The 12,648-nt window shown below is 71.1% G+C and carries 9 protein-coding genes; 7 read left to right on the top strand and 2 right to left on the bottom strand.

The annotated features are described in order from the left end of the window. Positions 1-29 precede the first annotated feature (29 nt). The 5 genes from Q1K70_RS00775 (at position 30) to Q1K70_RS00795 (ending at position 8,391) form a co-directional block, all read left to right on the top strand. Entirely contained in the window at positions 30-1,343 is a 1,314-nt protein-coding gene (locus Q1K70_RS00775) for a glycosyltransferase family 4 protein (RefSeq protein WP_300154376.1), read from the top strand. Continuing rightward, positions 1,340-2,455 carry a glycosyltransferase family 4 protein gene (locus tag Q1K70_RS00780; protein WP_300154379.1) on the top strand — a complete coding sequence of 372 codons (1,116 nt, stop codon included), beginning with the start codon at positions 1,340-1,342 and terminating at the stop codon, positions 2,453-2,455. Before Q1K70_RS00775 ends, Q1K70_RS00780 begins: the two co-directional genes overlap by 4 nt. A 130-nt stretch (positions 2,456-2,585) precedes the next feature. After that, complete coding sequence (locus tag Q1K70_RS00785) at positions 2,586-6,554, top strand: PAS domain-containing protein (RefSeq protein ID WP_300154382.1); 3,969 nt, start codon at positions 2,586-2,588, stop codon at positions 6,552-6,554. A 68-nt stretch (positions 6,555-6,622) separates the two neighbouring features. After that, positions 6,623-7,246: a histidine phosphatase family protein gene (locus Q1K70_RS00790; protein WP_300154385.1), complete on the top strand. Its 624-nt coding sequence runs from the start codon at positions 6,623-6,625 to the stop codon at positions 7,244-7,246. Further along, positions 7,243-8,391 (top strand): glycosyltransferase, encoded by a 1,149-nt coding sequence (locus tag Q1K70_RS00795; RefSeq protein WP_300154388.1) that lies wholly within the window; start codon positions 7,243-7,245, stop codon positions 8,389-8,391. The genes Q1K70_RS00790 and Q1K70_RS00795 overlap by 4 nt, the downstream gene beginning before the upstream one ends. Here Q1K70_RS00795 and Q1K70_RS00800 read toward each other — a convergent pair. Both Q1K70_RS00800 and Q1K70_RS00805 read right to left on the bottom strand, forming a co-directional pair. Continuing rightward, positions 8,388-9,023 (bottom strand): FkbM family methyltransferase, encoded by a 636-nt coding sequence (locus tag Q1K70_RS00800; RefSeq protein WP_300154391.1) that lies wholly within the window; start codon positions 9,021-9,023, stop codon positions 8,388-8,390. The genes Q1K70_RS00795 and Q1K70_RS00800 overlap by 4 nt on opposite strands. Next, complete coding sequence (locus Q1K70_RS00805; protein ID WP_300154393.1) at positions 9,020-10,531, bottom strand: response regulator; 1,512 nt, start codon at positions 10,529-10,531, stop codon at positions 9,020-9,022. The genes Q1K70_RS00800 and Q1K70_RS00805 overlap by 4 nt, the downstream gene beginning before the upstream one ends. Positions 10,532-10,784: 253 nt before the next feature. On the opposite strand from Q1K70_RS00805, the gene Q1K70_RS00810 reads away from it, so the two are divergent. After that, a complete protein-coding gene (locus Q1K70_RS00810; protein ID WP_300154396.1) occupies positions 10,785-11,999 on the top strand; it encodes an ammonium transporter in 1,215 nt (404 codons plus the stop codon). Positions 12,000-12,023: 24 nt separating this feature from the next. After that, entirely contained in the window at positions 12,024-12,362 is a 339-nt protein-coding gene (locus Q1K70_RS00815; protein WP_300154399.1) for a P-II family nitrogen regulator, read from the top strand. Positions 12,363-12,648: the final 286 nt, after the last annotated feature.

A 12,648-nucleotide genomic window follows, 5' to 3' on the forward strand; every position in this document is an offset into this window, starting at 1 on the left:
CCGGGCGGCGGAGGCATCGAGGAGACGCGATGACGGCGGCTGCCGCGAAACCGGTGCTGGTCATGGTCCTCAAGGGCTACCCGCGCCTGTCCGAAACCTTCATCGCCAACGAGATCGCGCTGCTCGAATCCCTGGGGTTTCGCCTGCGCCTCGTGTCCATGCGCGATCCCCGCGAGGCGGCCCGCCACGCCGTCACCTACCGCATCAAGGCCGGCGTGACCTACCTGCCGGACCGCATCCTGCCGGCCTTGCCGACGCTTCTTTACGAAAACGTCCGGGCGGCCCTGGACCATCCCAAGGGCTACGCCCGGGCCTTTGCCCGCATGCTGCGCCACCTGGCCGCCACGCGCCGCTCGGCCACCCTCAAGCACCTGCTCCAGGCCGGGTTCCTGTGCCGCCGGGCCATCGCTCCGGGCGAGGCCGTCCACCTGCACGCCCATTTCGCCCATTCGCCGGCCTCGGTGGCGCTCTACGCCGGCTGCATCCGCGACCTGCCCGTGAGCTTTACCGGCCACGCCAAGGACGTCTGGACGCAAGTCCCCGAGCGCCTGGCCGAGAAGATCGGCCTGGCCGCCTTCGTGGTCACCTGCACCAAGGCCAACGCCGCCTACCTGCGCCGCCTGTCCCCCAATGGCACGCCCGTCCACGCCGTGTACCACGGCATCGACCTCGCCTATTTCGACGCCGCCCGGGCCGCGCCGCCGGCCGCGCCGCCCTGGCGCGTGCTGACCGTGGCCCGGCTCACGGCCAAAAAGGGCCTGGACACGGTGCTGGACGCCCTGGGCCGGCTGGCCGGGCAGGGCGTCGACTTCACCTACGACCTCGTGGGCGCGGGCGAGGAGCGCCAGGCGCTGGCCGCCCAGGCGCGAAGGCTTGGCATCGCCGACCGCGTGACCTTTCACGGCGGGCTGCCCCACGACGCGGTGCTGGAACTTTATCGCCGGGCCCACGTCTTCGTGCTGGGCTGCCGCGTGCTGCGAAACGGCGACCGCGACGGCGTGCCAAACGTTCTGGTCGAGGCCATGGCCATGGGCGTGCCCGTGGCCGCCACCGACGTCTCGGCCCTGCCGGAGCTGGCCCGCGACGGCGTGACGGCGCTGACCTGTTCCCCGGACGATCCGGCCGCCCTGGCCGGGGCGCTGGAGCGGCTCCTCGGCGATCCGGCCCTGCGGACGCGCCTCGCCGGCGCGGCCCGGGAGCTGGTGGCCCGGGAGTTCGACGGCGCGGCCAACGCCCGTGTCCTGGCCGGGGTGTTCGCCCGCGAGGCCGGCCGGCCGGCCGGGATCTTCGCCGCCGGGCCAGACGGGCCAGATCGGACGGTCGGCGGCGGGGACGCGCCGTGAAGATCGCCCTTTACGCGCCCTTTAAGCCCCTGGACCACCCCGCGCCCTCGGGCGACCGCACCATCGGCCGGGAGCTGGCCGCCGTGCTGGAGGAAAAGGGCCTCGCCTGCGTCACGCCCACACGTTTCCGCTCCCGCTGGCTCTCGGCCCGGCCCCTGCTGTGGCCGCAGGCCCTGGCCGCCCGGCGCGAGGCCCTGGAGGTCGCGCGCCGGGAGGGCGTGCGGGCCTTTCTCACCTACCACGCCTACTACAAGTCCCCGGACGTGGTCGGCCCCTACGTGGCGGCCCGGCTCGGCATCCCCTACCTGATCTTCCAGGGCGTCTACTCCACCAAAACCCGCCGCCGGCTGGCCACGCGCCTGGGATTCGTCCTCAACAAGCGGTCGTTGCTGGCCGCCCGGATCGTCTTCTCCAACCGTCGCCTGGACGTGGCCAACCTGCTGCGGCTTCTGCCCGGGGAGCGCGTGGCCTACGTGCGCCCGGGCATCGACCCCGGGGCCTTCGCCTTCGACGCCGCCGCCCGCCGGGAGCTGCGCCGGCGGTGGGACGTGGGCGACGCGCCGGTGGTGGTCACGGCGGCCATGTTCCGCGACGACGTCAAGTCGAGGAGCCTGGCCTACCTCTTTTTGCGCCTGGGCGAGGTGGCCCGGGCGGGGCGACCGTTTTTCCTGGTGGTGGCCGGGGACGGGGAGATGCGCGGCCCCCTGGCCGAGCTGGCCGAGCGGGAGCTGCCGGGCCGGCACCTCTTTCTCGGGCTCGTGGCGCGCGAGGACCTCGGCGCGGTCTTCGGCGCGGGCGACCTGTTCGCTTTTCCCGGCATCCGGGAATCCCTGGGCATGGTCTACCTGGAGGCCCAGGCCGCCGGCCTGCCCGTGGTCGCCCTGGCCGACGGCGGCGTGCCCGAGGTGGTGGCGCACGGCCGTACGGGCCTGCTCACGCCCCCCGGCGACGCCCTGGCCTACCGCGACGCCCTGGCCCGGCTCGTCGCCGACAAGGGCCTGCGCCGGTCCATGGGCGAGGCGGCCAGCCTGTACGTGCGCGCCGAGCACGACCGGGCGGCCAACTACGGCCTGGTAGCCGGGGTCGTGCGCCGCCTGGCCGGGGAGGGCTGAAATTGCCGCTGGCCGAAGCGGGGTGTTTTCGGCTATGGAACAAACATCTCTTTTTAATATAGACGATACTATTGATGCGATCTTTCCGGAAGGGGTGCGAGCAGTGCCGGGAGGGTCTGGAGCCACGACCATGGGCAACCTCTGCGAGACCCTGCTGCGCGACCTTCCTCCCGCCCCACCGCTGACGCTCGGCCTGTGGACGACCGCCGCCGCCGCCGCCCGGGCCCTTCTCGACGCCGGTTCGGGCGAGGCCCTGGTCCTCGACGCCGGCCGCCCCCTGGGCGTGGTCACCACCCGGGGCCTGACCCGGGTGCTCGTCCAGGACCCGGCCAAGGCCAGCCATCTCTCGGTGCGGGACCTCATGGAACCCGTGGCCGTCACCCCGGAAACCGATTTCCTGCCGGCCGCCGTGCGCCACCTGCTGGCCGCGCCGTCGCGACGGCTGGCCGTGGTGGACGCCACGGGCCGGGCCGTGGGCATCCTGGCCCCGTTTCACGTGGCCCGGCTGTGCGCCGGGCTCGACGAAGTCTGCGGCCGCTCCGTGGCCAGCGCCATGGCCCGGGCCGTGGTCGTGGCCGCCCCGGCCGAGCCGCTGCGGGTGGTGCTCGACCGCATGATCCGTATGGGCGTGGGCGGCGTGGTGGTGGCCGAGGCCGACAAGCCGCTCGGCGTATTCACGGCCCGCGACGCCGTGGCCCTGCTGGCCGGCGGCGGCGACGCCAAGGACGAGCCCATGGAGGCAGTCATGCGCGCGCCCGTGGCCGCCGTCTCGCCCCAGCTGGCCCTGACCGAGGCCGTGCGGGGCATGGACGGGGCCGGCGCGGGACGCCTGGCCGTCACCGACGCCGCCGGCTATCTGGTCGGCCTGCTCACCTGGACCGACGTGGCCGGCGCCTTGTCCCAGGTCCTTTCCGAGGCCGAGGGCGGAGCCCTGCGCGAGCGGGCCGAACGCTACCGCGACCTCTACGACAACGCCGCCCAGGGCCTTTTCCGCCTCGACCTCTCGGGCCGTCCCCTGGCCGCCAACAAGACCCTGGCCAGGCTCCTCGGCTATCGGGACGTGGCCGACTTCCTGCGCCAGTCCAAGAACCCGGCCCATCCCCTGCGCCTGGACGCGGCCGAGCGGCGCGACCTGCTCGTGCGCGCCCTGTCCCAACCCGGGCCCGTGGCCTTCGAGACCCGGGCCTTCGGTCTGGACGGCGAGGCGGCGCGGCTTTTCTGCTCCATGCGCGTCCGGCGGGACGCCCTGGGCGGCCCCCGGCATCTGGAAGGGACGTGCTCCGTCTTTCTGGAGGAGGCCACGCCGTTGGGCCAAAGAGGCGTCCGGGACGGCTACCGCTCCATTGTCGAGCACCAGACCGAGCTCATCTGCCGCCTCGATCCGGCGCAGCGCCTGATCTTCGCCAATGCCGCCTTCGCCCGCTACTACGGCCGCACGCCCGAGGCCTGCGTGGCGCAGAATTTCCAGCCGGAGATCCCGGAAGAAGACGCGGCCCTGCGCCAGGCGCGTCTGGACGCCCTGTCCCCGTCGCGGCCGACCACGGGCTTCGAGCACCGCGTGCGCCGGCCCGACGGCCGCGAACGCCGCCAGCGCTGGACCTGCCGGGCCATCTTCGACCGCGCCGGCCGGGTGGTGGAGTACCAGTGCGTCGGCCGCGACGTCACAGCCAGAAGGCTCGCCCAGCAAAAACTGCGCGCCGAGGCCGACACGGCCCGCTACCTGTTCGATTCCCTGCCTGTCCCGGTCTTTTTCAAGGACGAAGAAGGGCGTTACGCCGGCTGCAACCAAGCCTTCGAGGCGCTTGTCGCGGTTTCGCGCGAGCAGCTTGTCGGCCGGCGGCTGACGGAGGCTTTTCCTTCTGTTGATGCCTCCTACACGATGCTCGACGCCCAGCTTCTGGCCCGGGGCGGCCGACAGGTCTACGAGGCCGAGTTGCCCACGGCCGCCGGGGATCGAATCCTGCGCCTGTACAAATCCGTCCAGCACGACATGGTCACCGGCAAGCCGCGCGGCATCGTCGGGGTGGCCCTGGACGTGACCGACCGGCGTCGGGCCGAGGCCGCCGCGGCCGCCCTGCGCGAGGAGATGGAAGCGGACATCGCCCGGCTCGGCCAGGAGCTGACGGAGGCCCGGGCCGACAGGGACTGGGCCGGGGCCAGGCTGCGAGCCGGCGAGCGGTTTCTCGACACCGTGCTTTCCGGCGTCGACGACGGGGTGTGCGTGCTGTCGCCGGAGATGGTCGTGGCTTCGGTCAACCGCGCCTTGCGCGGCCAATGCCGAGGAAAGGGGGAGATCGTCGGGCGCAAGTGCCACGAGGTCTTTCACGGCCGGGAAGCTCCCTGCCGCGATTGTCCTTCATTGCGGGTCCTGGCCACGGGCCGGGTTTCCTCGAGCGTGGTGGCCAAGGGCGACGGGAATTCCCAGTCCGGTTGGGACGAGCTTTTCTGCTATCCGCTGTTCGGCGACGACGGCCGTGTGGAAGGGGTGATCGAGATCGTGCGCGACGTCACCGCCGACCGCAAGCTGGAGGCGGAACTGGCCTCCGCCCTGGAGCGGGCCGAGGCCGCCAGCCAGGCCAAGGGCGCGTTTCTGGCCAACATGAGCCACGAGATCCGCACGCCGCTCAACGCCGTGCTCGGCTACGTCCAGCTCATGCGCGGCGACCGGCTCGATCCCCGCCAGCGCGAGCGCCTGGCCGTGGTCGAGGAATCCGCCGCCACGCTGCTCTCCATCATCAACGACATTCTCGACTATTCCAAGATCGAGGCCGGCCGCATGGAGATCAAGGCCGAGTCCTTCGACCTGCCGGCCTGCCTGGAGGCGGTGCTCAAGGAACAGGAGGTCCTGGCCCGCGAAAAGGGCCTGTCCCTGGAACTGGCCGTCGCCCGGGACGTGCCTCGCGACGTGCTCGGGGACGGGCTGCGTCTGCGCCAGGTGCTGCGAAACCTCGTGAACAATGCCGTCAAGTACACCGACCGGGGCGGCGTGGTCCTGCGCGCCGCCTGCATCGCCGAGACCTTCGCTCCGGACGCCTCGGACCGGCGCGTGGTGCTGCGTCTGGCCGTGGCCGATACCGGCGTCGGCATCCCCGCCGAGCAGCAGGGCACCATTTTCGACAGCTTCACCCAGGTGGACGACGGCCTGACCAAACGGCAGGCCGGCACGGGCCTGGGCCTGGCCATCTGCCGTCGCCTGGCCGGGCTCATGGGCGGCGAGGTCCACATGGAAAGCCGACCCGGCCAGGGCAGCACCTTCTGGCTCGAGTGCCCCTTCGTCGTGGCCGAATCCCGGCCGCGCCTGCCGGCCGAGGCCGCCGCGCCCCGGGCGGGCACGCTGCCCCGGCTGCGCATCCTCCTGGTCGAGGACAACCGGGTCAACCGCGTGTTCGCGGCCGACCTCCTGGAAAGCGGCGGCCACGAGGTGGTGCCGGCCGAAAACGGCCGGGTCGCCCTGGACTACCTGGCCGGCGCGTCCGTGGACGTGGTGCTCATGGACATCCAGATGCCGGTCATGGACGGCCTCACCGCCACCCGGGCCATCCGGGCCGGGCACCTCGGCATCGACCCGGCCCTGCCCGTGATCGGGCTTTCGGCCTACGCCATGGACCAGGAGCGCGAGCGTTTCCTGGCCGCCGGGCTCGACGACTACATCGCCAAGCCCATCGACGTGGAGGCCTTTTTCGAGGCGGTGCGCCGGGTGCTGGCCAAGCGGGGCCGCGCCTCGGCCCTGCGCTGTTGCGAGGACGACGCGGACGGCCCTCTGAATACGTCCGACCTCTTCAAATTCTACCGCAACAAGACCGGACTCCTGGTCCGGGTGGGGCGGGAGTTCATCGTGTCCGTGCCCGAGCAGCTCGAAGCCATGGACAAGGCCCTGCGCGAGGGCGACCTCAGGGTCTGCGAGCGCGTGGCCCATACCCTCAAGGGAAACGCGGCCATGTTCGGGGCCGGGACCATGCGCGCCCTGGCCGCGGACCTGGAGACGGCCGCCGCCTCGGAAGACGCGGACAAGGTCCGGGAGCTCGTGCCCGGGCTTCGCGACGCCTGCCTGGAGGCCCTGGCCGGCATGGACGACTTCCTGCGCCTCATGAGCGGCTAGGCGGGTGCTTTTCCAGCGGTTTTCCTGCAATATGCCCCTGTCACGCGTCTGAGAGAGGAATGCCCGGCATGGCACGCACGACCTTCTACCTTCTGCGGCACGCCGCCACCTACTGGAACCTGGAAAAGCGCATCCAGGGGCAATGGGACAGCGAACTGGCCCCGGTCGGACAGGCCGCCGCCGCCGCGCTGGCCGAGCCCTTGTCGCGGCTGGGGCTCTCGCGCATCGTGAGCAGCGACCTCGGCCGGGCCAAGGCCACGGTCGGCATCCTCAACCTGCGCCTGCGCCTGCCCATCACGCTGGACAAGCGGCTTCGCGAACAGCACTTCGGCCAGTGGACCGGCAAGCGCTGGCGCGACGTGCCCGAGGAGGCCCTGCGCCGGGCCGAGGCCGCCGGCTGGGGCTTCACCCCGCCGGAGGGGGAATCTCGCGAGGAGGTGCGCCTGCGCGCGGAGCACGCCCTGGCCGACGCCGCCCGGGCCAACGCCGGCAGGACCGTGCTCGTCGTCACGCACCAGGGCGTCGTCAAGGCCGTGCTCTACCACCTGCTCGGCCGCGACTATCTGCCCGGCGAGCCGCGGATCCTCGACCCGGACCGGCTCCAGCGCGTCGTCTGCCAGGACGGCGTCCTGGCCGTGGACGCCCTGGACGTGGAGGTCCCGTGCGGCGGGGAGCTCCCGGCCGCGTCGTGAGGATCGCCGTCTATTGCCAGCATGTCCTCGGCATGGGGCATCTTTTCCGCACGTTGGAGATCGTTTCCGCCCTGTCCGGCCACGAGCGCCTGCTCGTTGTCGGCGGCCCGCGCACGCCCGCGTCCGTGCCGGACGGCGCGACCCTGCTGCGCCTGCCCGAGCTGTCCATGGACGCCGGCTTCGGCGGGCTGTCCCTGTCGGGCGAGGCCCTGCAGGCCGTGCGGCGGCGGCGGCGGGAGGCCCTGCTCGAGGCCCTGGCCGCGTTTTCGCCGGACGTCTTTTTCGTGGAGCTCTATCCCTTCGGCCGCAAGGCCTTCGAGTTCGAGCTGATTCCGGCCATCGAGGCCGTGCGGCGAAGGGGGGGGCGGGTGGTGTGCGGCGTGCGCGACATCCTGGTCGAAAAAAAGGACCAGGCCGGCTACGAGGCCCGGGTGCTCGACCGATTGGGGAGCCTGTTCGACGGCGTGTGCGTGCACGCCGACGCGCGGCTTTTTCCTCTCGGGGCCACCTTTTCCCGGGCGGCGGAGATTCCCGTGCCCGTGCGCTACACGGGCTACGTGGCCCCGGGCCGGGGGCCGGGCCGCGAGGTCGGGGAGGTGCGTCGGGAGCTCGGCGTCGCGCCGGGCCGGGAATTCGTGGTGGCCAGCGTCGGCGGCGGCAAGGTGGGCGCGGCGCTGCTGGCCGCGCTGCTCGCCGCCTGCGCCGAACGGCCGCGCCTTCGCGAGGCGGCGGTGCGGGTGTTTTCCGGGCCGTTTTGCCCGGACGGGGATTTCGCCGCCCTGGAGGCGGCGGCAGCCGCGCTTCCCGACGCGCGGGTTTCGCGCTTCGCCTCGGGCTTTCCGGACGTCCTGGCCGCGTGCGACCTGTCGGTGAGCCTGGCGGGTTACAATACCGTCATGGCGCTGCTCGCCGTGGGGGCCCGGGGGCTGGTCCTGCCCTTCGACCAGAACCGCGAGCAACGGCTTCGGGCGGCGCGCCTGGCCGAGATGGGGCTTCTCGGGCTCCTCGATCCGGCGGAACTCGCTCCCGATCGCCTGGCCGAGCGCCTGGAGGCGGCCCTGGAAGCGCCGCGCCCGCCCCGGGCGGCCGTCGATCTGGACGGCGCGCGGGCCACGGCAACGATCCTCGGCCGGGAAGTCTTCTAGAGGCGCAGAAAGAGCGCGTCCCCGGAAACGATCCGTCCCGTCCCGTCGCGGAAGAAGTCGTACATCCCGTCGAGCCTGAAGCCGAATCCTTCCAGGAACGCCTGCAGTTCCGGCAGGAGCGCCTGTCCGGCGTAGAGGGGGGCGAGCGCCGCCTCGGCCACGACGGCCGCGACGCGGGGCAAAAGCCCGGTCGCGCCGCGAAGGGCCGGCAGCTCGTAGCCTTGCAGATCGAGTTTGATCACGTCGGCCCGGGCGAGCGCCGCGTCCAGGCGGGCCACCGCCACGCGCGGCGTGTCCGTGACGGCAAGCGCCTCTCCGGCGTACTTGTCGCGGATGCCCGTGGGCGGCAGCAGCGAGGAGAGCGTCGGCCGGTTCATGACGCGAAGGGGAAGTTGCGCCGCCGCTTCGCCCAGGGCCAGGGCGTGCACGGCCACCCTGGCGTCGCCGGCGAAACGCTTGGCGAGTTTCCGGGCCAGCCGGGCCTGGGGCTCGAAGGCCTCGATGCGCGCCCCGGGAAAGGCCTCCAGCAGCCGGGCCGCCACGTTGCCCTTGTTGGCCCCGCCGTCCACGATGACCGGACCCGCGGGAAGCGGCAGCCCGGCCAGCCGGTCCAGCCAGCCCTCGCGCCTCACCGGGCGCTTCCCGTCCTTTCGGCGTCGTCGTCCGCCTCGTCGCCCTCCGCCTCGTCCCCCGGCGGGGGCAGGGGGTCGCCGGGCAGGCCCAGGGGCAGCTGCACCGTGAAGGCGGCCTCCGGGCCGATCTGGGAAAAGGTCAGGGAGCCGCCCATGTTCTTGACGATGCGGTAGGCCAGCGGCAGGCCCATGCGCTCCTCGCCCTCCTGGAAGGGCAGGAAGAGCAGGTCCGGTTCGGGCACGGGCGCGGCGGCGAAGGCCACGTCGAGATGCACGAACCGGGCGTGGCGCGACGAGGCCAGCCGCACGCGGCCGCCCTCGGACAGATGGCGGGCCGCGAAGCGCACCAGGCTCGTGACCACCTGGGTGAGCAGGTCCGGGTCGATGCGCAGCTCCGGCAGCCCCGGGGCCAGCTTTGTTTCGGCCGTCACCCCCCGGGCCGAGAATTCCGGGGCCAGGAATTCCAGGGCGGCCGTGGCGATGGCGCTTAAGGAGCACTGGCGCGGCCGCAGGTCCACGGGGTGGAGGTACGTGCTGATGCGGTCGAGGATGTCCTCCAGGCGGCGGGCCTCGGCCAGGATGATGGAGGCCTCGCGGTTCTCCGGCAGGCGGGCCTGCAGGCGGTGGGCGAAGCCGGCGATGGAGAAAAGCGGGTTGCGGATCTCGTGGGCCACCTCGGCCGAGATCGCGCCCAGGGTCTTGAGTTTTTCCTCCTGGACCACGAAGCGTTCGAGCTCCACCCGGTCCGTGATGTCCACCACGATGCCCTCGATGGAGGCGACCTCCCCTTCCCGGCCCGGCCGGGCCGCGGGGATGGCCCGGAGCAGGGCGTGGATGGTGGCCCCGTTTTTGTGCACGAACCGGCACTCCTCGGTGCGGGCCCGCTCCCTGGGCGAGAAGTCCCGCCGCAACAGCGCCGCCACGCGCTCCCGGTCCTCGGGATGCACGCGCGAGAGGAACCAGCCCGGCTCGGTGAGGGCCTCGCCTCGCGAGTGCCCGAGCAGCGTGCGGCAGAACTTGTTGATGAACGCCAGCTCGCCGTCGGCGTCCAGCACGAAGACGAGCAGGGGCAGGTTCTGCACCAGGTTGAAGTAGCGCGTCTCGGCCAGGCGCACGGCCCGGGACAGGTGCTCGCGCTCGAGCACCGCCTCCAGGGCGTGGCCGAGCAGGTCGAAGCTGACCACGGGCTTTTGCAGGTAGTCGGCCGCGCCCATGCGGAAGGCGCGCACCACGCCCGCGATCTCGTCCTGGCCCGAGATGACGATGACCGGCGGCGGCTCGCCGCCCTGGCGGGCCAGGGCCTCCAGGACGCCGAAGCCGTCCAGGACCGGCAGGCGCAGGTCGAGCAGCACGGCGTCGGGCTTTTCATCGGCCACGACCGCCAGTCCGGCCCGGCCGTCTTCGGCCTCGACGACCGCGTATCCCGTGCCGGTCAGCCACAGGGACAGGGCCTGACGGACGTCCGGGTCGTCCTCGACCACGAGGATTTTGGCTTTTTTGTCGGCCATGGCGGACTCCGGAGATAACGGCTTTTGCCTGAATCTATCGCAATATTTCAAGGCTCGCCAGGGGCGGGCGCAGGAGGCGGTGATTTTATACTTGCAAAAATGTCAATGTTCTCCTAAAGAGAATTTCTGTCGCGCCGTCACGGCTCAAGAGGCGGGCTTCCTCTGGAAAAGAGGACCTTTCCTGGGCCGGGCGGATGGAGACGCGACGTCGGCAGTGGCTCGATCGACAAAAACGTTAGAGAGGGGGAAACACATGAACGCGGCTGATACCGCATTCGTGCTCATTTCGGCGGCCCTGGTCATGCTCATGACCCCGGGCTTGGCTCTGTTTTACGGCGGCATGGTCCGGGGCAAGAACATCCTCGGCACGCTCATGCACTCCAACATCCTGCTCGGCACCGTCAGCATCCTCTGGGCCGTGATCGGCTATTCCCTGGCCTTCGGCGGGGACATCGGCGGCTTCATCGGCAACCTCGACTTCATGTTCCTCAAGGACGTCGGCACGGCGGCCAAGGAAGGCGTGGACAACATCCCGCACCTGGCCTTCATGATCTTCCAGTGCATGTTCGCCGTCATCACCCCGGCGCTCATCACCGGCGCTTTCGCCGAGCGCATCAAGTTTTCCGGCTTCCTGCTCTTCACCTGCCTGTGGCTGGTCCTGGTCTACTGTCCCATGGCCCACTGGGTCTGGGGCGGGGGCTGGATGGGCAAGATGGGCGCGCTCGACTTCGCCGGCGGCGCGGTCGTCCACATGAGCTCCGGCGCGTCCGCCCTGGCCGCCGCGCTCTACCTGGGCCGCCGTCACGGCTACGGCAAGCAGGCCTTCATTCCGCACAACCTGCCCCTGACCATCCTCGGCGCTGGGCTGCTCTGGTTCGGCTGGTTCGGCTTCAACGCCGGCAGCGCCCTGGCCGCCAACGGCCTGGCCGCCTCGGCCTTCGTCACCACCCACCTGGCCGCCGCCGCCGCCGCCGTGGGCTGGATCGTGGTGGAGTGGCTGCATCGCGGCAAGCCCACCACGCTCGGCATGGCTTCCGGCGCCGTGGCCGGCCTCGTCGTCATCACGCCGGCCGCCGGCTTCGTCGAGCCCATGCCGGCCATCCTCATGGGCCTCGTGGGCGGCGCCCTGTGCTACGGCGGCGTGCTCGTCAAGGGCGTCTTCAAGTACGACGACTCCCTGGACGTGGTCGGCATCCACGGCCTCGGCGGCACCTTCGGCGCCCTGTGCACCGGCCTTTTCGCCACCAAGGCCGTCAACGAGCTCGGCGCCGACGGCCTGTTCTACGGCAATCCCGAGCAGCTGTGGATCCAGTTCCTCTCCGTGGTCGCCACCTGGGCGTTCTGCTTCGTCATGTCGCTGATCCTCTTCAAGGTCGTGGACGTGCTGGTCGGTATTCGGGTAAGCGAAGACGACGAGAACAAGGGCCTCGACGTCAGCCAGCACAGCGAAGTCGGCTATCAGCTCTAACTGAGGAAGCCTAAGGAGCGCGCCATGAAGAAGATCGAAGTCATCACCCGGCCCTACAAGCTGGACGAGATCAAGGAAAAGCTCACGAGCATCGGCATCAAGGGCATGACCGTCTCCGAGGTCAAGGGCTTCGGCCGCCAGCGCGGCCACACCGAGGTCTATCGCGGGGCCGAGTATCAGGTCGATTTCGTGCCCAAGGTCAAGATGGAGCTCATCGTGGAGGACGGCGTGGCCGCCGAGGTCATCAAGACCATCCAGGCCGCCGCCCAGACCGGCGAGGTGGGCGACGGAAAGATCTTCGTCTCCACCATCGACGAGGTCATCCGCATCCGCACCGGCGAAACGGGCAACGCGGCCGTATAGCCGGTTTGGTCCGAAAGGGCCGAACGGCACGAGGCCGCTGCGGCGGCACTGTGAAACACTCCGGGAAGGGCGTCCGAGAGGATGGCCCTTCCCGGTTCTTTGTTCCGTATTTCGGGAGTCTTTCGTGAACGACAAGGCCGAAAGGCCGCAGAGCGCGGCTGTTTTGGTGGAAGGCAAGGCGCTGTTGGACGCGGCCCTGGCCGATGGCCGGGTCGGCGTGGCCTATGTGCAGGCCCTGTCCGACGCCTATGACCGCTATATCCGGGATCGGCTGGCCGAATGCGCC

Origin of the sequence: Solidesulfovibrio sp. (assembly GCF_029978005.1) — a bacterium.
Classification (GTDB): domain Bacteria; phylum Desulfobacterota; class Desulfovibrionia; order Desulfovibrionales; family Desulfovibrionaceae; genus Solidesulfovibrio.

Coding starts and splice junctions, on each gene's coding strand:
- Q1K70_RS00805 (WP_300154393.1), bottom strand. CDS start 10,531: ATGGCCGACAAAAAAGCCAAAATCCTCGTGGTCGAGGACGACCCGGAC.
- Q1K70_RS00810 (WP_300154396.1), top strand. CDS start 10,785: ATGAACGCGGCTGATACCGCATTCGTGCTCATTTCGGCGGCCCTGGTC.
- Q1K70_RS00785 (WP_300154382.1), top strand. CDS start 2,586: ATGGGCAACCTCTGCGAGACCCTGCTGCGCGACCTTCCTCCCGCCCCA.
- Q1K70_RS00775 (WP_300154376.1), top strand. CDS start 30: ATGACGGCGGCTGCCGCGAAACCGGTGCTGGTCATGGTCCTCAAGGGC.
- Q1K70_RS00790 (WP_300154385.1), top strand. CDS start 6,623: ATGGCACGCACGACCTTCTACCTTCTGCGGCACGCCGCCACCTACTGG.
- Q1K70_RS00815 (WP_300154399.1), top strand. CDS start 12,024: ATGAAGAAGATCGAAGTCATCACCCGGCCCTACAAGCTGGACGAGATC.